This window comes from Streptomyces sp. NPDC091649, assembly GCF_044756785.1.
Lineage (GTDB): Bacteria > Actinomycetota > Actinomycetes > Streptomycetales > Streptomycetaceae > Streptomyces.
This window is the reverse complement of record NZ_JBIVTR010000001.1, coordinates 614,091-635,550: the sequence shown is the minus strand read 5'-3', so window position 1 is coordinate 635,550 and position 21,460 is coordinate 614,091. Positions and strand designations below refer to the sequence as shown.

Here is a 21,460-nt window from a genome sequence, read left to right as displayed (position 1 = left end):
CCGGGCAGCCGGGGGACCCGGGCCGCGATCGCACGGAGAACACGCGGAGAACACGAGGAGCAGCAAGGTGTTCAATGACATAGGCGCACTGGAGCTGCTGACGCTCGGAGTGCTGGCCGTGCTGGTCTTCGGCCCCGACAAGCTGCCCAAGCTCATCCAGGACCTCACGCGCACCGTCCGCAAGATCCGCGAGTTCTCGGACAGCGCCAAGGAAGACATCCGCACCGAGCTGGGTCCGCAGTTCAAGGACTTCGAGTTCGAGGATCTCAACCCCAAGACGTTCGTCCGCAAGCAGCTCATGGACGGCAACGACGACCTGGGGCTGAAGGAGATCCGCGAGAGCTTCGACCTGCGCAAGGAGATGGCCGACGTCACCGACGCGGTCAACGGGCGCACCCCGGCCGCCTCCGATACCGCCAACGGTGCGGCGAACGGCTCTGCGGGCGCGTCGTCCGACGGCTCCTCCACCAGCCTCACCAAGACCGGTGACACGGCCCCTGACCTGCTGAAGAAGACTCCGGCGCAGACGCAGCCGGAGCGCCCGCCGTTCGACGCGGACGCCACCTGACCCCGGTCAATCCCGACTCGTCCGGACGGTATGGCTATTCTCCATCTGTCCGGTTGCGAGGACGCCCGAGCCCGCGGGGGGCGGGCCGCTCCGGATCATGACTGATCGAGGAGGCGGCCGCGCAGATGGAGACGACGAGTCGGATTGATACGGACGGTGTCCCGGGCACGGCCACGCCGGAGGAGGCGCGGGCGGCCAGACGCCCCGTCGACGGCTACCTGGAAGCGGCCTTCCCCTGGTACGGGCTGGACGAGGCGTTCACGGGCCCGCGCTGGCTGATGCAGGTCGGCACCGCGGCGGACGGCACGGTGCAGCACGGCGCCACGGGGCACGGCGACGAGCCGTCGGTGAAGTCCGACGGCTCCGCCGACAAGGAGCGCTTCGCCGCGGTGATCACCGTGGCCGCGAGCCCGGTGCGGCGCAGCGGGGACGGCACGGGCGTGCTGGACGCCACCACGGTGTCCTCGGCGGCCTGGCTCGCCGGCTCGGGCCTGCTGGCGTACACGTGGCCGCCGCAGATGGACCACACCCTGCGCGACGACTGGCTGGACCAGCAGACCGAGACGGCGTTCACCCTCGCCGACGACCTCGGCAGCGCGCCCTGGACGACGCTGTCGCTGCCGGTGGACGGGGTGCCGGTGGAGTTCCACTACCGCGAGTCCGAGTTCGGCTGGGTCCTCGCCGGGTCCGCCCACGAGGGCGTGCACATCGGGGCGTACGGGCGGGGAATGAGCGCGTACGGGCTCGGCTTCGCGGCCATCGAGGACATCGCCACGTACGCGTAGGGACCCTCTCGCACGGACGACGGGCGGGGCCGGAAGTCCGGCCCCGCCCGTCGTCCGTGCGCGTGTCGTCAGAACTTGTTGCGCGGGGTGATCCCCAGCGACATGCCCGACAGGCCGCGCTGACGGCCGCCCAGCTTCTCCGCGATCGAGCGCAGTGCGCTGCCGGCCGGGGAGTCGGGGTCGGACAGGACCACCGGCTTGCCCTCGTCGCCGCCCTCGCGCAGCCGCACGTCGATCGGGATCGAGCCGAGCACCGGCACCTCCGCGCCGACCGTGCGCGTCAGCCCTTCGGCGACCCGCGCTCCGCCGCCCGAGCCGAACACGTCGACCATCTCGTCGCAGTGCGGGCACGGCATGCCCGACATGTTCTCCACCACGCCGACGATCTTCTGGTGGGTCTGCACCGCGATCGACCCGGCCCGCTCGGCCACCTCGGCCGCCGCCTGCTGCGGAGTCGTGACGACCAGGATCTCCGCGTTCGGCACGAGCTGCGCCACCGAGATCGCGATGTCGCCGGTGCCCGGCGGCAGGTCGAGCAGCAGGACGTCCAGGTCGCCCCAGTACACATCGGCGAGGAACTGCTGGAGCGCCCGGTGCAGCATCGGACCGCGCCAGACCACGGGCGCGTTGCCCGGGGTGAACATGCCGATGGAGATGACCTTCACGCCGTGCGCCGACGGCGGCATGATCATGTTCTCGACCTGGGTGGGCTTGCCGTCCGCGCCGAGCATCCGGGGCACGCTGTGCCCGTAGATGTCCGCGTCCACGACGCCGACCTTCAGCCCGTCGGCCGCCATCGCCGCGGCGAGGTTCACCGTCACCGAGGACTTGCCGACGCCCCCCTTGCCGGAGGCGACCGCGTACACCCGGGTCAGCGAGCCGGGCTGGGCGAAGGGCACCTCCCGCTCGGCGGTGCCGCCGCGCAGCGAACTCGCCAGGTCCTTGCGCTGTTCGTCGCTCATGACGTCGAGGGTCACCTCGACCCGCGAGACGCCCTCGACCCGGGCGACCGCATCGGTCACGTTCCGGGTGATCGTCTCGCGCATCGGACAACCGGAGACCGTGAGATACACCGTGACAGCCACTACACCGTCAGGATCGATCTCGACCGATTTCACCATGCCCAGCTCGGTGATCGGGCGGTGGATCTCCGGGTCGTTCACTGTCGACAGTGCCTCAAGCACCGCGTCTTCCGTAGCCATACCGACGATGTTACGGCGCGGGGGCCTACGCGCGGGTAGCCCGTCAGCGGTCGCCTTCGTCACTCTCGGCCGGGAGCAGCACCTGGCGGTCCTCCATGTCCTTCACCATGTCCTGGAGTTCCGAGCGGATCCAGTCCCGCGTGGCGACCTCGCCCAGGCCCATGCGCAGGGCCGCGATCTCCCGCGTCAGGTATTCGGTGTCGGCGATGGAGCGCTCGTTCTGCTTGCGGTCCTGCTCGTGGGTGACCCGGTCGCGGTCGTCCTGCCGGTTCTGCGCGAGGAGGATCAGCGGCGCGGCGTACGAAGCCTGGAGCGAGAGCATCAGGGTCAGGAAGATGAACGGGTACTGGTCGAAGCGCAGGTCCTTCGGCGCGAAGATGTTCCACAGCACCCAGAGGATGATGATCAGCGTCATCCAGACGATGAACCGCCCGGTCCCCAGGAAGCGCGCGATCCGCTCCGAGAACCGGCCGAACGCCTCCGGGTCGTACTCCGGAAGCAGCCGCCGGCGGGGGGCCCTCGGCTGGTCCAGCCGCGTGCGCGGGGGGCGCACCAGGCCCGAGGCGCCGGTCGAGACGGCCTTCGCCCGGTCATCGCCCGCCATGACCGATCCCCTCCTCGCCGAGCAGGTCAGTCTCGCGCCAGTCGTCCGGCAGCAGGTGGTCCAGGACGTCGTCCACGGTGACCGCCCCCAGCAGCGAACCGCTCTCGTCCACGACGGGCGCCGAGACCATGTTGTAAGCGGCCAGATAACTGGTGACCGTCGGCAGCGGGGTGTCCGGCGGGAGCGGCACCAGATCGCTGTCGACGATCGAGCTGACCAGCGTGAACGGCGGGTCGCGCAGCAACCGCTGGAAGTGCACCGTGCCCAGGTACTTCCCGGTCGGGGTCTCGTCCGGCGAGCGGCACACGTACACCTGTGCGGCGAGCGCCGGCGACAGGTCCGCCTGCCGCACCCGGGCCAGCGCGTCCGCCACCGTGGCGTCCGGCCGCAGCACGATCGGCTCGGTCGTCATCAGACCGCCCGCCGTCCGCTCCTCGTACGACATCAGGCGGCGGACGTCCGCGGCGTCGTCCGGCCGCATCAGCGCCAGCAGCCGTTCCTTGTCCTCCTCCGGCAGCTCGGAGAGCAGGTCGGCCGCGTCGTCGGGGTCCATCGCCTCCAGGACGTCGGCGGCCCGCTCCTCGGCGAGCTTGCCGATGATCTCCACCTGGTCGTCCTCGGGCAGCTCCTCCAGGACGTCGGCGAGCCGGTCGTCGTCCAGGGCGGCGGCGACCTCCACCCGGCGCTTGGGCGAGAGGTGGTGCAGGGCGTTGGCCACATCGGTGGGCCGCAGCCGCTCGAACGTGGCGACCAGGTTCTCCGCGCCCTGGCCGTGCTCCTCCAGCGAGAAGCCGCTGACCGCCGACCACTCCACCGTCAGCGTCTCGCCCTTGCGGCGCAGCGCCCCGCCGCGCCCCTTGCGGACGAAGTACTTGTCGATCTCCCAGTCGCGGCGGGCCGGCAGCTGCTGGATGGCCACGTCCAGGACGGTGACCTCCTCACCGTCCTGGCCATGGCCGTCCACCAGCCGCACCCGCCGGTCCAGGAACTCGCCGAGGACGAGACGTTCGGTGGGCCGCTGTTCGAAGCGCCGCATGTTGACCACACCGGTGGTGATGACCTGACCGGACTCGACGCCCGTCACCCGGGTCATCGGCAGGAAGATCCGCCGGCGGCTGATCACCTCGACCACCAGGCCCAGGATGCGCGGCGGGCGTCCGCCGACCCGCAACATCGCCACCAGGTCACGGACCCGGCCGACCTGGTCGCCGTTCGGGTCGAAGACGGGCACCCCGGACAGATGCGAGACGAAGACCCTGGGGGTGACCGCCGCCATCCTCCGCCTCCTTCGTCCGTCCGTGTCCGCCGGGCCAGTGCGGCCCCGGTGACCGTCCGCACCCGGCCGCCCCGGCCCGGGGTCGCCGACCAGCGGATTTCACCGGCACGCCGGGATCAGGCTAGCCCGAACCGCCGCACCGCGCCCCGGCGGACCCGTCCGTGTGACGGGCTGCGGGACGGTGTCCGGCTCCCGGGTACGCTGCCGTCTGCCACCCCCGATCGCCGTTTGAGAGGCAGTGCGCCCGTGACCTCTTTCGCCCCGGCCGTGCGAAACCACCGCCGGACCGCCCTCGCTCTCGTGGTGTGCGGAGGGCTCACCGCGGCCCTGGCCGCCTGCGGCACGGAGGAGGACCCGGACAAGGGGACCAACGGCGTCGCCAGACTCTCCGCCGCCGAGATCGACGAGAAGGCCAGAGCGGCGGCCGACGCGGCGAGCGCCGTACGCCTGACCGGCACGCTGGTCAGCAGGGGCGGCGCCTACCGGCTGGAGATGAAGCTCAACGCCGAGGGCGGCATGGGCTCGGTGACCTCGAAGAAGCAGAGCTTCGCCCTGTTGCGGGTCGAGGACGACCTCTTCCTCAAGGCGCCCGCCGAATTCTGGACCCACGAGGACGGCGGCGGGGGCGGGTCCGCCGACGCGGCGGCCGCCGACAAGCTGGGCGGCAAGTACGTGAAGGTCCCCGAGGGCGACCCCAGCTACCGTCAGCTGCGCGGCTTCACCGACAAGAAGGTCCTGCTCGACGGCCTGCTCGCGCTGCACGGAAAGGTCAACAAGGGCGGCCGTGACACGGTCGCCGGGCAGCGCACCATCCAGATCCTGGGCGGCGAGGGCGAGGGCGGGGCGTTCGACGTCTCCCTGGAGGGCCGGCCCTATCCGGTACGGGTGGCGCGGGGCGGCGGCGGGGGCACGGTCACGCTGGCCGACTGGGGGAAGTCCTTCCCGCTTCAGGCCCCGCAGGACGACGACACCGTCGACTACGGCGGCCAGCTCCCCAAGTCCTCCGGCTGAACGCCCCCGGGAGCCGTCACTCAGCCCTTCCGGCGACGCTTCAGCAGCAGTCGCGGCAGCGCCGCCGGGGCCGCCTCCCGGGTGGTGGCCCCGGTCGGCAGCGGGACGGCAGCCAGCGAGGCGTCCGGCAGCGCGGTGCCGACGGCGTCGGGAGTCAGGCGCACCACGGTGCACGCGCGCGCCCACCGCTCCGTCATCGACTCGGCGTCCGGCGCGTTCAGCCGCTTGCCTTTCAGCTCGGCCACCGCCGCCTCCCACTCCTCGGAGTGCGGGGCGAGGAAGCGCACGGCCGCGGTCCACGCGACGATCCGGCCGCCCTTGTCCTTGCTGCGTACGGTGACCTCGGCGCGGCCGCCGTCGGCCAGCCCCTCGGGCAGCGGCTGCTCGCCGGGGCCGCCGCCGACCAGGTGCGCCGCGCCCGCGTGCCAGACGTGCCACACGGCACGGGCCGGACCGGTGCCCCGTACCCAGACGAGGCCGGACTTCTTCGTGGCCTCCTCGACGAGGGCACGCTCCAGCAGGTCGGCGGCGGCATCGGGCGCGGCGGCGTCAGTCATGGGCGCGAGCTTAGACCGAGCGCCCGCCGCGCACCGCTCAGAGCCAGCCGTTGCGCTTGAGGATGCGGTGGATCGAGAAACAGACCGCCCCGATGACGCCCAGCACCAGCGGATAGCCGTACTTCCACTCCAGCTCGGGCATGTGGTCGAAGTTCATGCCGTAGACACCGCAGATCATCGTCGGCACGGCGATGATCGCCGCCCAGGAGGTGATCTTGCGCATGTCCTCGTTCTGCGTGACGGTCGCCTGCGCCAGATTCGCCTGGAGGATCGAGTTCAGCAGCTCGTCGAAGCCGAGGACCTCCTCCTGGACCCGGGCGAGGTGGTCGGCGACGTCGCGGAAGTACTTCTGGATGTCCGGGTCGATCAGCCGCATGGGACGCTCGCTCAGCAGCTGCATGGGCCGCAGCAGCGGCGAGACGGCTCGCTTGAACTCCAGCACCTCACGCTTGAGCTGGTAGATCCGGCCCGCGTCCGAGCCGCGCGGGCTGCCCTTGGCCGGAGTGGAGAAGACATCGATCTCCACCTCGTCGATATCGTCCTGCACCGCCTCGGCCACCGCGATGTACCCGTCCACGACGTGGTCGGCGATGGCGTGCAGGACCGCGGAGGGGCCCTTGGCCAGCAGCTCAGGGTCGTCCTGGAGGCGGTGGCGCAGGGCGCGCAGGGAGCCCTGGCCGCCGTGCCGGACGGTGATGACGAAGTCCCGGCCGGTGAAGCACATCACCTCGCCGGTCTCCACGACCTCGCTGGTCGAGGTCAGTTCGGCGTGCTCCACGTAGTGGATCGTCTTGAAGACGGTGAACAGCGTGTCGTCGTAGCGCTCCAGCTTGGGCCGCTGGTGGGCGTGGACGGCATCCTCGACGGCCAGCGGGTGCAGCCCGAACTCCCTTGCGATACCCGCGAATTCGGCCTCGGTCGGCTCGTGCAGGCCGATCCACGCGAAGCCGCCCTCCTCCCGCACCTGGAGCATCGCCTCGTGCGGCGTCGGCGTCGCGGGCGTCACCAGCCGGCGGCCGTCGCGGTAGACCGCGCAGTCGACGACGGCGCTGGAGGCGGACGGGTCGCGGGTGGTGTCGTACGCGCTGTAGGGGGCGCTGTTCTTACGGAGGGACGTGCGCAGGGACGGGCGCACGGCGGCGCGCAGGTCACGGATCATCGACATGGCTGACTCCTTCACGGAGGGCCGTCGGCGAGGGCGTGGAACAGCCCGGAATGGGGACGTGCACTCACGTCCGCAAAGCGGGCGGCACCGCGCGGGCGCGATGACGGCGTTCGCTACAGACAGGCAAAAACGAAGTGCTCTTCCGTCGCGCGAACCGCAGTCGGGGAGTCGTCCGGATACGACGGCGATGTCGGGACCGGGCGACCGACGGAGCGTCGGATCAACGGGAAATGCGAGGCGCGGAGGAGCGGTCGGTACTGCACGGTCGACTTGGATCCATGGCAGTCCCCACCTCCTCCGGCCGGTCCCCCGTGGGGGACGACGTGTCGTCGGGACGAAGAAGAGCGACGCTTCTGCGTGCTGTCCCGACCGGCGGCCAGGCTATCAGCCACCTCAGGGCCAATCCCGTACTTTGCCCATTCCCCACGCGATCTATGCTCGCGGGATGGCAGAAATTCTCGCTCTGGTCGAGGCACGGCTCCGCTCCGCCCTCGGTGAACCGGACGCCCGCGCCGATGTGACGTTCCTCGGCACGGACCGCATCGAGGTGCTGCGCTTCCTCGACGGCGACGTGGTGCGCTACGCGACGCTCGGCATGTCCGGTCAGCCGATGGCCGACCCCACCTCCCCGCTCGCCGACCCGGTGAAGGGTCCCCGCGCCGAGCTGGTCCTCTCCGTACGGGGCGGACTCGCCGACACCGACCAGGTGCTGCGCCCGCTCGCCGTGCTGGCCGCTTCCCCGCAGGTCGAGGGGCTGATCGTGGCTCCCGGCGCCTCACTGGACCTGGGCGAGCCGCTGTGGACCGGGGCGGCGTTCACCTCGGTGCTGGTCGCGGAGCCCGGCGGTCTGGTGGAGGACCTGGAACTGGACGAACCGATGGACCCGGTGCGCTTCCTGCCGCTGCTGCCGATGACCCGCAACGAGGCCGCCTGGAAGCGGGTGCGCGGCGCGCAGGAACTGCAGGAGCGGTGGCTGACGCACGGCACGGACCTGCGCGACCCGCTGCGTACCTCCGTCCCCCTGGACTGAGGCCGCAGCGGCGGCCGGCCGCGGGACACAGCGGTCCCCGGCCCGGAAGACGCCGGACGGGTGACCGTCCTTGACGCGAGGACCGGCGGGGAGGACGGTTGGTCCTTATGAGGGGCGAACCCAGTTGCCCGAAGTGCGGTGGCCGGGTCAGGGCGCCCGGTCTCTTCGCCGACGCCTGGCAGTGCTCCGCGCACGGCCAGGTCCATCCGATGCAGCCGGTCATCCCACCGAGCGTCGAAGGGCTCGGCGTCGTGGTGCACCGTGCGCAGGTCCCCGTCTGGATGCCCTGGCCGCTCCCCGTGGGCTGGCTGTTCACCGGCGTCGCCAGCGCGGGCGACGACCGCAGCGGCGGACGCGCGAGCGCCGTGGCCTGCTCCGGACCCGGCCCGCTGGGCGGCATGGGCGAACTGCTGCTCGTCGCCGAGGAGCTCGGCGTCGGACTCGGCGCCCGGTACGCCGGCATCGAGGGGCCGGACCCCGGCCCGCACCTGAACGTCGACGCGGCCCCCGACGCCAAGGTCCACGCCGCCGGCCGCCCCACCCCGCTCTGGCACGTCAGGAGCGCCCCGGAGGACCGCGCCGTCTTCGCGGGCGAGGCGCGGGGGCTGTGGCTCTGGGCGATCCTGTGGCCCGAGCAGTCGGGGCTGCTGATGTACGACGAGCTGGTGCTGACCGACCTGCGGGACGCCGGGGGGGAGGTGGACCTCGTCCCCTGCGGCGCGCTCACCCCCCGCCTGCTCACGACCCCCGAGGCGCCGCCCCGCCAGGCGACGGGCGGGCGGTAGGGACCAAGGGAAGGCGCCGGGTCCGGGTCCCGCCCTCCGGGGCGGGGCCTGTGGCGGTCGCGGGGCCAGGACCCGGGGCGGGGCGGGCGGGCGCGGGGCCAGGAGCGCGGGCGGGCCGGCCCAGCGGTGAACGCGGCCGGACGGCCGGCGCGCGGCGGTTATCCTTGAGCGGTCCCCCGTCCGTCCGCGAGCCCCGGAGTCAAGCGTCGTGCGCATCGACCTGCACACCCACTCCACCGCGTCGGACGGTACGGACACCCCCGCCGAGCTGGTCGCGAACGCCGCCGCCGCGGGCCTGGACGTCGTCGCCCTCACCGACCACGACACCGTGGGCGGGCACCGGCAGGCCGTCGAAGCGCTGCCCGAGGGGCTCACGCTCGTCACCGGAGCCGAGCTCTCCTGCCGCGTCGACGGCGTGGGCATGCATCTGCTGGCCTACCTCTTCGATCCCGCCGACGCCGAGCTGGAGCGCGCGAGGGAACTCGTGCGCGACGACCGCGTGCCGCGGGCCCAGGAGATGGTCCGCAAGCTGCGCGCCCTCGACGTCCCCGTCACCTGGGAGCAGGTCGCCCGGATCGCCGGGGACGGCTCGGTCGGCCGCCCGCACGTCGCCGCGGCCCTCGTCGAACTCGGCGTCGTCCCCACCGTCTCCGACGCCTTCACACCCGACTGGCTGGGCAACGGCGGCCGGGCGTACGCCGAGAAGCACGAGTTCGACCCCTTCGAGGCCGTCCGCCTGGTGAAGGCGGCCGGCGGGGTCACCGTCTTCGCCCACCCGGCCGCCGTGAAACGCGGTGCGGTGGTCCCCGAGTCCACGATCGCCGCGCTGGCCGACGCCGGCCTCGACGGCGTCGAGGTCGACCACATGGACCACGACGCGCCCACCCGGGCCCGGTTGCGCGGCCTCGCCCGCGAACTGGGGCTGCTCACGACCGGCTCCAGCGACTACCACGGCAGCCGGAAGTCCGTCGAACTCGGCGCGTACACCACCGACCCCGAGATCTACGGTGAGATCACCCGGCGCGCCACGGGCGCCTTCCCGGTCCCGGGCGCCGGCGGAGCCGTCCGCCGCTAGGGACCGTTCCGGGTCCGGACCGCGTCCGGCCCCGCCTCCTCTCCGCACCACGTCCTCCTCCCCGCGCGCCCCGGTGCGTACCGCCGTGTGCCCGACGCACCGGCACGCGCTGTCCGGGCCCCGCGCCCCTCCGTACCGCCCGCTCTTCTCTCGCAAGGCTCACTGTGTTCGACGTCGCTGTCTTCGGATCCCTCTTTCTCACCCTTTTTGTGATCATGGACCCGCCCGGGATCACGCCGATCTTCCTCGCTCTCACCGCGGGCCGCCCCGCCAAGATGCAGCGCAGGATGGCGCTCCAGGCGGTCATGGTCGCCTTCGGGGTGATCGCCGTCTTCGGTCTGCTCGGTCAGCAGATCCTCGACTATCTGCATGTCTCCGTGCCCGCGCTCATGATCGCGGGCGGACTTCTGCTGCTGCTCATCGCGCTCGACCTGCTGACCGGCAAGACGGACGAGCCGACGCAGACCAAGGACGTCAACGTGGCGCTCGTACCGCTGGGCATGCCGCTGCTGGCCGGGCCCGGCGCCATCGTCTCGGTCATCCTCGCGGTGCAGCACGCCGACGGGCTCACGGGCCAGCTCTCGGTGTGGTCCGCGATCGTCGCCATGCACGTGGTGCTCTGGCTGACCATGCGCTACTCGCTGGTGATCATCCGTGTGATCAAGGACGGCGGCGTGGTGCTGGTGACCCGGCTCGCCGGCATGATGCTCTCCGCCATCGCCGTCCAGCAGATCATCAACGGCGTCACCCAGGTCATCCAGGACTCCTGAGGCCCCGGCACACCACGGCGCCCCCGCACGGACGTTCCGTACGGGGGCGCTTCGTCTTTAGCGGCGCAATGCGTCATCGGGCGATGTGAGCCCCTGGAGCGTTACGAGGCCGAGTTGCCGGCCGGCCGGATGTAGATGCGACGGCCGACTGCCGCGGCCTGCTGCACGATCCGGTTGACGGAGGCGGCGTCCACGACGGTGCTGTCCACGGCGGTACCGTCGACGTCGTCGAGTCGCATGATCTCGAAGCGCATAGGGCTTCCCTTCGTCTGATCCCCCTGCTGGAGAACTACTGGCGCCGGTGGGCGTCCCACCGGCAAGACTAGGAACGCGAGGTTTCCCTCGCGTTCCACATGGGTGACAACGGCTCGCCCTCGGCAAACATTCCCTACGCTAAGGAAATTTTTTGGATGTCTAAGTACCTGATGGTAGCCACCCCGCCACAGACCATGGGGCCCGCATGACCGAGGCGGACTCGCAGTCCACCGGGGGAGCCGGCCTCGGCGCCCGACTGGACCGCACCAACGAGCTGCTCCAGCGCGTGCTCATCGAGGTCTCCAAGACCCCGTCGACGCACGCGATCTTCGTGGACGCCGGCTATGTGTACGCCGCGGCCGGCCTTCTCGTCACCGGCACCGAGGACCGGCGCTCCTTCGACCTCGACGCCGAGGGGCTGATCGAAGCCTTCATCGACAAGGCCCGCACGATCTTCGCGGACAGCAGACTGCTGCGCGTCTACTGGTACGACGGCGCCCGGCGCCGCATCCACACCACCGAGCAGCAGGCCATCGCCGAACTCCCCGACGTCAAGGTGCGGCTCGGAAACCTCAACGCCAACAACCAGCAGAAGGGCGTCGACTCACTCATCCGCACCGATCTCGAATCCCTCGCCCGGCACCGTGCCATCAGTGACGCGGCGCTCGTCGGCGGCGACGAGGACCTGGTCTCGGCGGTCGAGGCCGCCCAGGGCTACGGGGCCCGTGTGCACCTCTGGGGCATCGAGGCCGCCGAGGGCCGCAACCAGGCCGAACCGCTGCTGTGGGAGGTCGACAGCCAGCGCACCTTCGAGCTCGACTTCTGCCGCCCCTACGTCACCCGGCGGCCCGTCACCACGTACGAGGACGACACCCCGGCCCCCTCCCGGGAGGACGTCCGCTTCGTCGGCGCGCAGATCGCCGCCGCCTGGCTCGCCGCCCGGGGCCGGGAGTCCCTCGCCGACCTGCTGCCCGGCCACCCCTACCTGCCGGGCTCCGTGGACCAGGACCTGCTGGTGGAGGCGGAACGCCTGCTCCAGCACTCGCTGCGCGGCCACGCGCACCTGCGGCGGGCGCTCCGCGACGGCTTCTGGCAGCATCTGCAGTCGCAGTACTGAGGGCGGGCGGCGGGGCGGACCGGGTGCGCGTCAGGCGGTCGGCAGGTCGTCCCAGAACGCCGCCAGCGCCCTCGCCGTCTCCAGGGGGCGGGCCGTGTTGGGGGAGTGCTCGGCTCCGGTGATCGTGGTGCGGCGGGCGTCCAGACGCCGGGCCATGGAGTCGAACCGCTCCACCGGCCAGACGTCGTCGCGCTCCCCGGACAGGACGTGGACGGGCAGCCCGACGGCGGCCAGCTCGTCCACCCGGTCCGGTTCGGCGGCCAGCTGGGCCCCGGTGGCGATCAGCTGGGCCGGGCGGTGGGCGAGCCAGCGGCGGCGCATGTCCGCACCGTCACCGGTGTCCGCGTCCTGCGGGGGGTCCAGCGCCCGCATCGCCTGCCAGACCTCGTCCATGGACAGCACGGCCAGCGCGTCGCTCAGCATCTTCACCTTGTCCCGCTGGGCGGCGACGACCTCGGCGGGCCCCGAGGACATCAGCGTCAGCGAGCGGAACGGGGTGGCGTCCAGCAGGACGGCGGCGCGGGCGATCTGACCGCCGAGCGAGTGCCCGAGCAGGTGCAGCCGTCCCGCACCGACGTCCAGGGCCGCCGCCTGGGCCAGCACATCGCTCGCCAACTCGGCTTGTGCGTAAGCCTCCTGACGGTCCGTCCCCTCGGATTCGTACTGCCCCCGGCCGTCCACGGCGACCACCCGGTAGCCCGCCGCGCTCAGCGGCTCCAGCAGCGCGATGAAGTCCTCCTTGCTGCCGGTGTACCCGGGCAGCAGCAGGGCGGTGGCCCGGGCCGGGGTGCGCGGTACGGCGTCCAGGACGGCGAAGTCGCCGCGCTCGGTGCTCAGGACACGGGCGCGGGCGCAGGGGGGCGGGGTGAAGGTGGGCGGGCGGCTCATACGGCGAGGCTATCCCCGCCGCCCCCTCCCTGACGTCACCGGGCGGCTCCGGCGTCGCCGGGCGGCAGAACGGCCCCGGCCCCCGCGTGTGCGGGGGCCGGGGCCGTAGGTGGTGCGGTGCCGCCGGAAGCGTCAGCTCTCGGTCGCCGACGCCTTGCCCGCCGGGCGGGTGGCGCGACGGCGGCGCGGCTTCGTCTCGGCGGCGGCCTCGCTCGCCACGGACTCGGCCTCGGAGACCACGGCGGCCTCCTGGGTCGCGGTCGAGGTGACGCTGCGGGTGGCACGGCGGCGGCGCGGCTTGGCGTCCGCCTCGGCGGCCGGGGCCTCGACGACGGGCTGCTCGGTGGCGACCGCCTTCGCGGCGGCCTTCGGCGCGGGCTCCGCCGTCTCCGCCTTCGCCCGGGACTTCGTCGACCTGGCCGCACGGGCCTTCGGCTCCGACGCGGCCTTCGTGGCGCGGGCGGGACGGCGACGCGTCTTCGCCTCGGGCTCCGGCTCGGCGGCCGGGGCGATCTGGAAGTCGACCTCGTCGGCCGGCTTCACGATCCGGGTACGGCGGCGCGGCTTGACGGTCTTCGGCTCGGCGACCGGCTCCGCGACGCCCGCGGCGACCGCCACGGTCTGGAACTCGGCCGGAGCCGCGACGGCCCGGGCCGCGGCGACGGGCCGGTCCGTCTCCTCGGCGACCGGCTTCGCGGCGGCACGGCTGCGACGACGGCGGGGCTTCGCCTCCGGGGCGTCCTCCGCGACCGGTGCGGCCACGGGTGCGGCCTCGGCCACCGGTGCGGCCTCGGCCACGGGAGCGGCCTCGGCGACCGGGGCGGGAACCGCCGGTGCCTCGGCGACGGCCACGGCAGTCTCGGCGACGGCCTCGGGAGCGCTGACGCGGGTGCGGCGGCGACGGCGCGGCGTACGCGGCGCGTCGGACGCCTCCTCACCGGCCGGCGCGACCGGAGCGGCCTCCTTGGCGGGGGCGGGCACCGTCGCGGCGCCCTCCTCCGAGGCGGTCCCGCCGCGGGTGCGGCGGCGCTGGCGAGGCGTACGGGTGCGCGGCTCGCGCTCCTCGCGGGCGGGCGCCGGGGCGGCGGCCTTGCGGCCGCGGCCACCGGTCTCGCCGAGGTCCTCGACCTCCTCCGCGCGCAGACCGGCGCGGGTCCGCTCGCCACGCGGCAGCACACCCTTGGTGCCCGCCGGGATGCCGAGCTCCTCGAAGAGGTGCGGCGAGGTGGAGTACGTCTCGGGCGGGTCCGGGAACTTCAGGTCCAGCGCCTTGTTGATCAGCTGCCAGCGCGGGATGTCGTCCCAGTCGACCAGCGTGATCGCGATGCCCTTGGCGCCCGCGCGGCCGGTGCGGCCGATGCGGTGGAGGTAGGTCTTCTCGTCCTCCGGCGACTGGTAGTTGATGACGTGGGTCACACCCTCGACATCGATACCGCGCGCGGCCACGTCGGTGCAGACGAGGACGTCTACCTTGCCGTTGCGGAAGGCGCGCAGCGCCTGCTCGCGGGCGCCCTGGCCGAGGTCGCCGTGGACCGCGCCGGAGGCGAAGCCGCGCTTCTCCAGCTGCTCGGCGATGTCGGCCGCCGTGCGCTTGGTCCGGCAGAAGATCATCGCGAGACCGCGGCCGTCCGCCTGGAGGATGCGGGAGAGCATCTCCGGCTTGTCCATGTTGTGGGCACGGTAGACGTGCTGCACGGTGTTCTTGACGGTCGTGCCCTCGTCGTCGGGCGACGTGGCGTTGATGTGCGTCGGCTGCGACATGTAGCGGCGCGCGAGGCTGATGACGGCGCCGGGCATGGTGGCCGAGAACAGCATCGTCTGGCGCTTGGGCGGCAGCATCGTGATGATGCGCTCGACGTCGGGCAGGAAGCCCAGGTCCAGCATCTCGTCGGCCTCGTCGAGGACGAGCCCGCGGATGTGGGAGAGGTCGAGCTTGCGCTGGCCCGCCAGGTCCAGGAGCCGGCCCGGGGTGCCGACGATCACGTCGACGCCCTTCTTGAGGGCCTCGACCTGGGGCTCGTACGCCCGGCCGCCGTAGATCGCGAGAACGCGGACGTTACGGACCTTGCCGGCCGTGAGCAGGTCGTTGGTGACCTGCTGGCACAGCTCGCGGGTGGGGACGACGACGAGCGCCTGGGGCGCGTCGGTCAGCTGCTCGGGCGTGGCGCGGCCCGCCTCGACGTCGGCGGGGACGGTCACGCGCTCCAGGAGCGGCAGACCGAAGCCGAGCGTCTTGCCGGTGCCGGTCTTGGCCTGGCCGATGACGTCGGAGCCGGAGAGGGCTACGGGGAGCGTCAGCTCCTGGATGGGGAAGGGGGACATGATGCCGACTGCCTCAAGGGCTTCGGCCGTCTCGGAAAGAATACCGAGGTCGCGGAACGTAGTCAGGGTGCTGCCTCTTCTGTGAGACGCGGTCCGAGGCGAACGCTGGGGGTCGTACCGTGCCGGGGTTGGTCATCCGGCCGTGGATGGGCCGGGTGGCGCGGGACCACTGCCGTCGCTCGAGCGCTCGTGCCGCTGAGGGGGCCCCTCAGCTGCGGTCGTACGTGTCATACGCACCGCGTGGAGGGCTGTCGGGTCGGAGCCGATCGGGCCTCCGACCGGGCATCCTCATTCAAGGGCGCGCCTCTGGCACAGCACAGTGCTCAGTAAGCGCAATACCACTGTACCCCGGATTCGCGCATGTGTGTTGGACGAATTCATCGGAACGGTATGAGGCCCCCGGCTGACCAGCCCCTTCCGCCCTGCGCGGAGCGGGCTATCGTTCCGTTCATGGAGACGCCTGACCACGCCAATGAGACCCCCGCCGAAGCTTCCGGAACCACCGGGATCGCCGCCCAGGACTGGACCACCGCGTCTGCCGACCCGCAGTACCGTGCCGCCGTCGTGGACCTCCTCGGCGCCCTCGCCTACGGAGAACTGGCGGCCTTCGAGCGGCTGGCCGAGGACGCGAAGCTCGCCCCGACACTCGGGGACAAGGCGGAACTGGCGAAGATGGCCGCCGCCGAGTTCCACCACTTCGAGCAGCTGAACCAGCGGCTCACCGCCGTGGACGAGGACCCCACCGCCGCGATGGAGCCGTTCGCCCAGGCGCTCGACGACTTCCACCGCCAGACGGCGCCGTCCGACTGGCTGGAGGGCCTGGTCAAGGCGTACGTCGGCGACTCGATCGCGAGCGACTTCTACCGCGAGATCGCGGCCCGGCTGGACACCGACACCCGGTCCCTGGTCCTGTCCGTGCTCGACGACACGGGCCACGGGAACTTCGCCGTGGGGAAGGTGCGCGCGGCCATCGAGGCCGACCCGCGGCTCGGCGGGCGGCTCGCGCTGTGGGCGCGCCGGCTGATGGGCGAGGCGCTGTCGCAGGCCCAGCGGGTGGTCGCCGACCGAGACGCCCTCTCGACGATGCTGGTGGGCGGCGTCGCGGACGGTTTCGACCTGGCCGAGGTGGGCCGGATGTTCTCCCGGATCACCGAGGCCCACACCAAGCGGATGGCCGCCCTGGGGCTGGCCGCGTAGTACCGGATATCGGATACCAGGTATTGGATGCCGGGTTCCGGGGCCGCGGCCGTCCGGGGCCCCGCGCCACTGGGCCCGCGCTACTGGGCCGCCGCCGACCGGGCGAGGCGGCGGCCGCGGGGCCGGATCAGGAGCGACAGCGTCACCGCCCCGACGGACGCGGCTCCGATGAGCGTCGCCAGCAGGTGGCCGGAGTCCAGCGCGGCATGGGTCAGCCAGGCGCCGAACAGCGCGCCCAGCGCGCCGGTGGCGTAGACCGCGCGGCCGGACGGCAGCCGGTCGGCCAGGGACCGGAGCGCCGCCCAGGACAGGGCGAGTCCGAGCACGGCGGCGCCGAAGGATTCCCAGATCACGGAGGATCACCTCGCGGGGGTGTGCGGGGCGGGCAAATCGGTCGTAGGCCGTACTACCCCTTGCCTGCGGAGAACAACCCTCCGGGAGCCCGTTCCGACCCGTACGAGCCCCGGCGCCCGGCGGGAACGGGCTCCGGGCACAACGCAGGAGCGGCCCTGCGGGGACACCCCCGCTGGGCCGCTCCTGCGATCGACGCCTCCGGTGGACTACAGCGTGCCGAACCCCACCCGCCGGGTGGTCGGCTCGCCGATCTCCACATACGCGATCCGGTCGGCCGGCACCAGGACCTTGCGGCCCTTCTCGTCCGTGAGGCTCAGCAGCTCCGCCTTGCCGCCCAGTGCCGCGGCGACCGCGCTCTCGACGTCCTCGGCGGAAAGCCCGCTCTCCAGAACGATCTCGCGGGGCGTGTGCTGCACCCCGATCTTGACCTCCACGGCTATGTCCCTCCGACGGTCAGTTTGTGCGCGGCGAACCGCGCCGTACGCAGCCACACTAGCCCGGTGGGAGCGGCGCTCAGGGCCCGACCGGCAACGCCCGCAGCGAACACGGTGTCAGGCGCGCCCCGGCGGAGCACTCAGTGCTGCTCGACACCGTGCAGCGGGAAGCCCGCGATGCCCCGCCAGGCCAGCGAGGTGAGGAGCTGCACGGCCGTGTCGCGGGGGATGGCGGACCGGCTGGAGAGCCAGTAGCGCGCCACCACCTGGGAGACGCCGCCCAGCCCCACCGCCAGCAGCATGGACTCCTCCTTGGACAGGCCGGTGTCCCCGGCGATCACGTCGGAGATGGCCTCGGCGCACTGGAGCGACACCCGGTCGACCCGCTCGCGCACGGCGGGCTCGTTGGTCAGGTCGGACTCGAAGACCAGCCGGAAGGCGCCGCCCTCGTCCTCGACGTACGCGAAGTAGGCGTCCATCGTCGCCTCGACGCGCAGCTTGTTGTCCGTGGTCGAGGCCAGCGCCGTGCGCACGGCCTGGAGCAGGGACTCGCAGTGCTGGTCGAGGAGGGCGAGGTAGAGGTCCAGCTTCCCGGGGAAGTGCTGGTAGAGCACCGGCTTGCTGACTCCGGCCCGCTCGGCGATGTCGTCCATCGCCGCGGAGTGGTAGCCCTGCGCGACGAAGACCTCCTGTGCGGCGCCCAGCAGCTGATTGCGTCGGGCGCGGCGGGGCAGGCGGGTGCCCCGCGGGCGCGCCGCCTCTGTCTGCTCGATGGCTGTCACGCCGCCTCCCAAATATGTGTTCCAGCACAGCCGGTCCGTGCGGGCCGCGCCGTACAGCCATCGTACTTTTGGGTAACCCGGGTGTGCGCGGCGCGGACGCAGAATTTCACGGACCGGACGGCTGTGGAAGCCACAGTTCTCCATGGTCGCGAGCAAACCGGGGCGTTCTACCGGTAATCGTCCTCATCGAGGGGGATCACCCTGCGCTGCTCCATCGCGTCCGCCTCATTGGCGGTGGCCGGGTCGACGCTCTCCGCCCTTTCGTCCTCCTCGGGCCGGATGTCCGCCCGCTGTTCGGCGGCGTCCGCCTCGGGGGCCTCGGGCCCGGGGCCTTCGGGCTCGGCGTCCTCGAAGGTGTCCGGGTCGCTCGGGTCGACCGTCATGTGCAGCTCCCTTCCTCATCTGAAGCGTAGGAGCTACTCGTCTACCCCGCGATGCGGCCCTGTGACGGCGAACACATGAATCAGGGCGTGATCGTCTCGTAACATTGCCGCATGTCTTCGACCGAGCTGCCGGGTGTCCAGGCCGCCGCCGCCGCGGCGGCCCCCACGGTCAGCGCCGTCCGGGTCGCCGACGGCGAACGGCTGCGCTCCGTGTCCCTGCCGGGGATCGGTCTGAACGTCCGCTGCCGGCCGGGCGACCGGACCGGACTGCCCCCCGCGCTGTACGTGCACGGCCTCGGCGGCTCCTCGCAGAACTGGTCCGCGCTGATGCCGCTGTTGTCCGACGTGGTCGACGGCGAGGCCGTGGACCTGCCCGGGTTCGGGGACTCGCCGCCCCCGGACGACGGCGACTACTCGGTGACCGGACACGCCCGCGCGGTGATCCGGCTGCTGGACGCGGGCGAGCGGGGGCCCGTCCACCTGTTCGGCAATTCGCTGGGCGGCGCGGTCGCCACCCGGGTCGCCGCCGTCCGCCCCGACCTGGTGCGCACCCTCACACTGATCTCGCCGGCCCTGCCGGAATGGCGGGTGCAGCGGCCCGCCGTCCCGACCGGCCTCCTGGCGGTCCCGGGAGTCGCTCCCCTGTTCGCCCGGCTCACGAAGGGCTGGACGGCGGAGCAGCGGACGCGGGGAGTCATGGCACTCTGTTACGGCGATCCGGCACGGATCTCCGACGAAGCCTTCCGCCATGCGGTGGCCGAGATGGAGCGGCGGCTGGAGCTGCCGTACTTCTGGGACGCGATGACGCGTTCGGCCCGGGGCATCGTCGACGCGTACACCCTGGGCGGCCAGCACGGACTGTGGCGCCAGGCCGAGCGGGTGCTCGCACCGACCCAGCTCGTGTACGGCGGACGGGACCAGCTCGTCTCGTACCGGATGGCACGCAGGGCGTCCGCGGCCTTCCGCGGCGCCCGGCTGCTGACCCTGCCCGACGCGGGGCACGTGGCGATGATGGAGTACCCGGAGGCGGTCGCCCAGGCGTTCCGGGAACTGCTGGACGATGGTGGCGGGAGCTGATCCGGGGCGTGGGACGACACAGTCGAAAGGGCTCCGGGGCGATCCGCCCGGACGCGGCGGCGGAACCGAGCGGCGAACGCGCCGCGGCGAGGCCCGCGCCCGGTGGCGGCCGGCGCAGGCGGACCGGGCCGACGCCGGCCGGCGACGGAAGGGGCCCGTTCTCCGCCGACGCCCCGCAGGTGCGCGGCGGCCACCCCGAGCAGCGGGAGCAGGGCGGCGGCTGGGGGGCCGGACCGGCGTCCCGCCAGGGGCCCGGCGCCCCGGCAGCCCCCGGCACCCCCCACTGGCGCCCCGGCCCGGACCACCGCCCCGCCGACGTCCGGCCGTACGCCGACGACTCCGGCGGGCCCCAGGCCGCGGCCGCCCGGCAGCAGGCCGTGGCCCGCCAGGTGTCCGCCCAGCGCGCGGCCCAGCGCACCGCGGACGGCCGTGCGGCACAGCAGCCGACGCCCACCGGGCCCTCGGTGCCGGGCCCGCGCCGGGAGTTCGTGGACGCCTTCGACGCCGAAAGCCCGGCGGGCCCGCCCGCCGCACCGCCCGGCGCGACCCCGGACGGCGGCGCGGACGACGCCGAGGCCGGGGACCCGGACGAACGCGCCGCGCCCCGGGGCTCCAAGGGGCGGACGTTCACCGGGATCGCCGCAGCCGCGGTGACCACGGTGCTCGCGGTGGTGGTGGCCGGACAGGTCGCCGAGGAATCCGGCGACCGCGCGGCCGCCGCGCGCGCCGCCGAGGTGGAGCGGCAGGGCCCGGGCGACGAGGCATCCCGCTCCGACGCCCGCCCGACCCCCGAGCACCCCTCGGACAAGCCCGAGGTCAAACCCCTCTCGTACGCGGACAAGATGGCGCAGCCGTTCCCGCTCCCCGCAGACCTGCGGGCCAGTGGGGAGTTCGAGGCGGTGCCCGGTCTGGCGAAGGCGCCCGGCAAGGGGCAGAAGCACCGCTACCGGGTCGATGTGGAGAAGGGCCTCGGCCTCGACGCCGGCCTGTTCGCCGAGGCCGTGCAGAAGACGCTCAACGACGACCGGAGCTGGGCGCACAACGGCGCGATGACCTTCGAGCGCATCTCGTCGGGGACCCCGGACTTCGTGATCACGCTCGCCAGTCCCGGGACCACCGGCGACTGGTGTGCCAAGTCGGGTCTGGACACCACGATCGACAACGTCTCCTGCGATTCCGCCGCGACCGACCGCATCATGATCAACGCCTATCGCTGGGCCCAGGGCGCCGCCACGTTCGGCCCGGGCCAACTGCTGGCCTACCGTCAGATGCTCATCAACCACGAGGTCGGCCACCGCCTGCGCCACAACCACGTGAACTGCCGCACCCCCGGCGCCCCGGCTCCGGTCATGCAGCAGCAGACCAAGACTCTGGAGATCAACGGCATCAAGTGCAAGCCCAACCCCTGGGTGTATCCCGCCGGTTGACCTCCGCGCGCCTCTGCGGCGAGACGGCCGTCCTGCTCCGCTCCGGCGGTGGCCGGGCGGCCGTTCGTGTGTGACGGCCTCCCCGGCCCCGGCTCGGCCCCGCTCGTCCCCGGCTCGGGCCCCGGTTCCGGCCCGTGTTCCGCCCGCGCGGCGGCCCGCCGGGTGAGCCGCCAGGGCCTGGCCCGGGCCTGACTCTCCGTCATGGTCGGCCACCGTAGCGCGACAGAACGCGACGGGGGCGGGAAAGTTACGACGGTTCACCCCTTTCGGTGGTGGGGGGGGCCACCCCCCCGCCCCCCCCCCCCCCCCCCCCATGAGGGGGGGGCCCCGGGGGGGGGCCGGTGAACAGCGGGCGGCCACACCGGGGTTGAGGGGGGGCCACCGGCGGCTAGGGCA

23 protein-coding genes are annotated in these 21,460 nt (G+C 72.8%); 11 read left to right on the top strand and 12 right to left on the bottom strand.

The genetic code is table 11. The features are described from left to right. The first annotated feature begins 67 nt into the window (after nucleotides 1-67). Together ACIQMU_RS02785 and ACIQMU_RS02780 are read left to right on the top strand one after the other, a co-directional pair. Entirely contained in the window at nucleotides 68-568 is a 501-nt protein-coding gene (locus tag ACIQMU_RS02785) for a sec-independent translocase (RefSeq protein ID WP_352238061.1), read from the top strand. A 125-nt stretch (nucleotides 569-693) separates the two neighbouring features. Beyond that, nucleotides 694-1,353, top strand: coding sequence for a hypothetical protein (locus ACIQMU_RS02780; protein WP_352238062.1), 660 nt, complete (start codon nucleotides 694-696; stop codon nucleotides 1,351-1,353). Between the two features lie 68 nt (nucleotides 1,354-1,421). On the opposite strand, the gene ACIQMU_RS02775 is transcribed toward ACIQMU_RS02780, so the two are convergent. From ACIQMU_RS02775 to ACIQMU_RS02765, 3 genes are read right to left on the bottom strand one after another with little or no spacing between them, the layout of a single operon-like run. After that, nucleotides 1,422-2,555 (bottom strand): Mrp/NBP35 family ATP-binding protein, encoded by a 1,134-nt coding sequence (locus tag ACIQMU_RS02775; protein WP_352238063.1) that lies wholly within the window; start codon nucleotides 2,553-2,555, stop codon nucleotides 1,422-1,424. A gap of 43 nt (nucleotides 2,556-2,598) precedes the next feature. Next, a complete protein-coding gene (locus ACIQMU_RS02770) occupies nucleotides 2,599-3,159 on the bottom strand; it encodes a DUF1003 domain-containing protein (protein ID WP_352238064.1) in 561 nt (186 codons plus the stop codon). After that, nucleotides 3,146-4,435, bottom strand: coding sequence for a magnesium transporter MgtE N-terminal domain-containing protein (locus ACIQMU_RS02765; protein ID WP_352238065.1), 1,290 nt, complete (start codon nucleotides 4,433-4,435; stop codon nucleotides 3,146-3,148). Before ACIQMU_RS02765 ends, ACIQMU_RS02770 begins: the two co-directional genes overlap by 14 nt. 246 nt (nucleotides 4,436-4,681) lie before the next feature. On the opposite strand from ACIQMU_RS02765, the gene ACIQMU_RS02760 reads away from it, so the two are divergent. After that, nucleotides 4,682-5,446, top strand: coding sequence for a hypothetical protein (locus ACIQMU_RS02760; RefSeq protein ID WP_352238066.1), 765 nt, complete (start codon nucleotides 4,682-4,684; stop codon nucleotides 5,444-5,446). A gap of 20 nt (nucleotides 5,447-5,466) precedes the next feature. Here ACIQMU_RS02760 and ACIQMU_RS02755 read toward each other — a convergent pair whose 3' ends face one another. Further along, the gene (locus ACIQMU_RS02755) at nucleotides 5,467-6,003 is read right to left on the bottom strand and encodes a hypothetical protein (RefSeq protein WP_352238067.1); all 537 of its coding nucleotides are present in this window, start codon (nucleotides 6,001-6,003) and stop codon (nucleotides 5,467-5,469) included. A 37-nt stretch (nucleotides 6,004-6,040) separates the two neighbouring features. Then, nucleotides 6,041-7,168 carry a magnesium and cobalt transport protein CorA gene (locus tag ACIQMU_RS02750; protein WP_352238068.1) on the bottom strand — a complete coding sequence of 376 codons (1,128 nt, stop codon included), beginning with the start codon at nucleotides 7,166-7,168 and terminating at the stop codon, nucleotides 6,041-6,043. A 445-nt stretch (nucleotides 7,169-7,613) separates the two neighbouring features. On the opposite strand from ACIQMU_RS02750, the gene ACIQMU_RS02745 reads away from it, so the two are divergent. The 4 genes from ACIQMU_RS02745 (at nucleotide 7,614) to ACIQMU_RS02730 (ending at nucleotide 10,828) form a co-directional block, all read left to right on the top strand. Then, the gene (locus ACIQMU_RS02745; protein WP_352238069.1) at nucleotides 7,614-8,198 is read left to right on the top strand and encodes a suppressor of fused domain protein; all 585 of its coding nucleotides are present in this window, start codon (nucleotides 7,614-7,616) and stop codon (nucleotides 8,196-8,198) included. Between the two features lie 107 nt (nucleotides 8,199-8,305). Then, a complete protein-coding gene (locus ACIQMU_RS02740; RefSeq protein ID WP_352238070.1) occupies nucleotides 8,306-8,983 on the top strand; it encodes a DUF6758 family protein in 678 nt (225 codons plus the stop codon). A 208-nt stretch (nucleotides 8,984-9,191) separates the two neighbouring features. After that, entirely contained in the window at nucleotides 9,192-10,058 is an 867-nt protein-coding gene (locus ACIQMU_RS02735; RefSeq protein ID WP_352238071.1) for a PHP domain-containing protein, read from the top strand. 164 nt (nucleotides 10,059-10,222) lie between these two features. Further along, nucleotides 10,223-10,828 carry a MarC family protein gene (locus tag ACIQMU_RS02730; RefSeq protein WP_352238072.1) on the top strand — a complete coding sequence of 202 codons (606 nt, stop codon included), beginning with the start codon at nucleotides 10,223-10,225 and terminating at the stop codon, nucleotides 10,826-10,828. Nucleotides 10,829-10,929: 101 nt separating this feature from the next. Here the strand turns inward: ACIQMU_RS02730 and ACIQMU_RS02725 are convergent, their stop codons facing one another. Then, nucleotides 10,930-11,082 (bottom strand): hypothetical protein, encoded by a 153-nt coding sequence (locus tag ACIQMU_RS02725; RefSeq protein WP_352238073.1) that lies wholly within the window; start codon nucleotides 11,080-11,082, stop codon nucleotides 10,930-10,932. Between the two features lie 206 nt (nucleotides 11,083-11,288). On the opposite strand from ACIQMU_RS02725, the gene ACIQMU_RS02720 reads away from it, so the two are divergent. Then, entirely contained in the window at nucleotides 11,289-12,200 is a 912-nt protein-coding gene (locus ACIQMU_RS02720) for an NYN domain-containing protein (protein WP_356723351.1), read from the top strand. A 30-nt stretch (nucleotides 12,201-12,230) separates the two neighbouring features. On the opposite strand, the gene ACIQMU_RS02715 is transcribed toward ACIQMU_RS02720, so the two are convergent. Together ACIQMU_RS02715 and ACIQMU_RS02710 are read right to left on the bottom strand one after the other, a co-directional pair. Further along, nucleotides 12,231-13,088, bottom strand: a complete 858-nt coding sequence (locus ACIQMU_RS02715; protein ID WP_352238075.1) for an alpha/beta hydrolase — start codon at nucleotides 13,086-13,088, stop codon at nucleotides 12,231-12,233. 132 nt (nucleotides 13,089-13,220) lie between these two features. Further along, complete coding sequence (locus ACIQMU_RS02710) at nucleotides 13,221-15,410, bottom strand: DEAD/DEAH box helicase (protein WP_402688084.1); 2,190 nt, start codon at nucleotides 15,408-15,410, stop codon at nucleotides 13,221-13,223. Between the two features lie 450 nt (nucleotides 15,411-15,860). Between ACIQMU_RS02710 and ACIQMU_RS02705 the strand changes: the two genes are divergently transcribed. After that, entirely contained in the window at nucleotides 15,861-16,607 is a 747-nt protein-coding gene (locus tag ACIQMU_RS02705) for a ferritin-like fold-containing protein (protein WP_352238077.1), read from the top strand. 80 nt (nucleotides 16,608-16,687) lie between these two features. Here ACIQMU_RS02705 and ACIQMU_RS02700 read toward each other — a convergent pair whose 3' ends face one another. The 4 genes from ACIQMU_RS02700 to ACIQMU_RS02685 all read right to left on the bottom strand — a co-directional run bounded on the left by ACIQMU_RS02700 (nucleotide 16,688) and on the right by ACIQMU_RS02685 (nucleotide 18,560). Next, the gene (locus ACIQMU_RS02700) at nucleotides 16,688-16,960 is read right to left on the bottom strand and encodes a hypothetical protein (protein WP_352238078.1); all 273 of its coding nucleotides are present in this window, start codon (nucleotides 16,958-16,960) and stop codon (nucleotides 16,688-16,690) included. Between the two features lie 207 nt (nucleotides 16,961-17,167). Further along, nucleotides 17,168-17,395: a DUF3107 domain-containing protein gene (locus tag ACIQMU_RS02695; protein ID WP_030580428.1), complete on the bottom strand. Its 228-nt coding sequence runs from the start codon at nucleotides 17,393-17,395 to the stop codon at nucleotides 17,168-17,170. Between the two features lie 140 nt (nucleotides 17,396-17,535). Further along, nucleotides 17,536-18,177, bottom strand: a complete 642-nt coding sequence (locus ACIQMU_RS02690) for a TetR/AcrR family transcriptional regulator (RefSeq protein WP_352238079.1) — start codon at nucleotides 18,175-18,177, stop codon at nucleotides 17,536-17,538. A 167-nt stretch (nucleotides 18,178-18,344) separates the two neighbouring features. Continuing rightward, nucleotides 18,345-18,560 carry a hypothetical protein gene (locus ACIQMU_RS02685; RefSeq protein WP_352238080.1) on the bottom strand — a complete coding sequence of 72 codons (216 nt, stop codon included), beginning with the start codon at nucleotides 18,558-18,560 and terminating at the stop codon, nucleotides 18,345-18,347. 111 nt (nucleotides 18,561-18,671) lie between these two features. On the opposite strand from ACIQMU_RS02685, the gene ACIQMU_RS02680 reads away from it, so the two are divergent. Further along, nucleotides 18,672-19,637 (top strand): alpha/beta hydrolase, encoded by a 966-nt coding sequence (locus ACIQMU_RS02680; protein ID WP_352238081.1) that lies wholly within the window; start codon nucleotides 18,672-18,674, stop codon nucleotides 19,635-19,637. Between the two features lie 8 nt (nucleotides 19,638-19,645). Beyond that, complete coding sequence (locus tag ACIQMU_RS02675; RefSeq protein WP_402688083.1) at nucleotides 19,646-21,064, top strand: DUF3152 domain-containing protein; 1,419 nt, start codon at nucleotides 19,646-19,648, stop codon at nucleotides 21,062-21,064. Nucleotides 21,065-21,460: the final 396 nt, after the last annotated feature.

What these genes read in the sequence shown, in the direction of transcription:
- ACIQMU_RS02765 (WP_352238065.1), bottom strand. Translation starts at nt 4,435, where the DNA reads ATGGCGGCGGTCACCCCCAGGGTCTTCGTCTCGCATCTGTCCGGGGTG.
- ACIQMU_RS02750 (WP_352238068.1), bottom strand. Translation starts at nt 7,168, where the DNA reads ATGTCGATGATCCGTGACCTGCGCGCCGCCGTGCGCCCGTCCCTGCGC.
- ACIQMU_RS02710 (WP_402688084.1), bottom strand. Translation starts at nt 15,410, where the DNA reads ATGTCCCCCTTCCCCATCCAGGAGCTGACGCTCCCCGTAGCCCTCTCC.
- ACIQMU_RS02715 (WP_352238075.1), bottom strand. Translation starts at nt 13,088, where the DNA reads ATGAGCCGCCCGCCCACCTTCACCCCGCCCCCCTGCGCCCGCGCCCGT.
- ACIQMU_RS02780 (WP_352238062.1), top strand. Translation starts at nt 694, where the DNA reads ATGGAGACGACGAGTCGGATTGATACGGACGGTGTCCCGGGCACGGCC.
- ACIQMU_RS02685 (WP_352238080.1), bottom strand. Translation starts at nt 18,560, where the DNA reads ATGACGGTCGACCCGAGCGACCCGGACACCTTCGAGGACGCCGAGCCC.
- ACIQMU_RS02745 (WP_352238069.1), top strand. Translation starts at nt 7,614, where the DNA reads ATGGCAGAAATTCTCGCTCTGGTCGAGGCACGGCTCCGCTCCGCCCTC.
- ACIQMU_RS02755 (WP_352238067.1), bottom strand. Translation starts at nt 6,003, where the DNA reads ATGACTGACGCCGCCGCGCCCGATGCCGCCGCCGACCTGCTGGAGCGT.
- ACIQMU_RS02740 (WP_352238070.1), top strand. Translation starts at nt 8,306, where the DNA reads ATGAGGGGCGAACCCAGTTGCCCGAAGTGCGGTGGCCGGGTCAGGGCG.
- ACIQMU_RS02770 (WP_352238064.1), bottom strand. Translation starts at nt 3,159, where the DNA reads ATGGCGGGCGATGACCGGGCGAAGGCCGTCTCGACCGGCGCCTCGGGC.
- ACIQMU_RS02725 (WP_352238073.1), bottom strand. Translation starts at nt 11,082, where the DNA reads ATGCGCTTCGAGATCATGCGACTCGACGACGTCGACGGTACCGCCGTG.
- ACIQMU_RS02680 (WP_352238081.1), top strand. Translation starts at nt 18,672, where the DNA reads ATGTCTTCGACCGAGCTGCCGGGTGTCCAGGCCGCCGCCGCCGCGGCG.
- ACIQMU_RS02720 (WP_356723351.1), top strand. Translation starts at nt 11,289, where the DNA reads ATGACCGAGGCGGACTCGCAGTCCACCGGGGGAGCCGGCCTCGGCGCC.
- ACIQMU_RS02705 (WP_352238077.1), top strand. Translation starts at nt 15,861, where the DNA reads ATGGAGACGCCTGACCACGCCAATGAGACCCCCGCCGAAGCTTCCGGA.
- ACIQMU_RS02775 (WP_352238063.1), bottom strand. Translation starts at nt 2,555, where the DNA reads ATGGCTACGGAAGACGCGGTGCTTGAGGCACTGTCGACAGTGAACGAC.